The organism is Pseudomonas sp. 2995-1 (genome assembly GCF_002742505.1).
In the GTDB taxonomy this organism is placed as follows: Bacteria; Pseudomonadota; Gammaproteobacteria; order Pseudomonadales; family Pseudomonadaceae; genus Aquipseudomonas; species Aquipseudomonas sivasensis.
In genome coordinates, this window is sequence record NZ_LJSA01000209.1 from 1 (window position 1) to 242 (window position 242).

The 242-nt window shown below is 35.1% G+C and carries 1 protein-coding gene; it reads right to left on the reverse strand.

The features are described 5' to 3' along the window. On the reverse strand, positions 1-223 hold a 223-nt coding region (locus tag AOA61_RS02515; RefSeq protein ID WP_218197330.1), incomplete at its 3' end, for a hypothetical protein. Positions 224-242 lie beyond the last annotated feature (19 nt).

Genomic DNA, 242 nt, shown 5'->3' on the forward strand with positions numbered 1-242 from the left:
CTCTGTTAATTTTCAATCTCAACAAGTCAATTCTTCGTTCTTTATCTTCTTCTCTTTTTTCATTCCATTTATCTTCATGCGCCCACCGTAAAACCGTTCCCTCTCTAATGTCGAGCAGTTCTCCAACCTTCCTTATACTCAAACTTACATCATTCAAATACAAGGTAACAGCAGCCTCTCTTTTCCTTTTGTTACTTAACTGTTTTATTTCTTCTATACTCATTTCTAGATAGTGATCATAC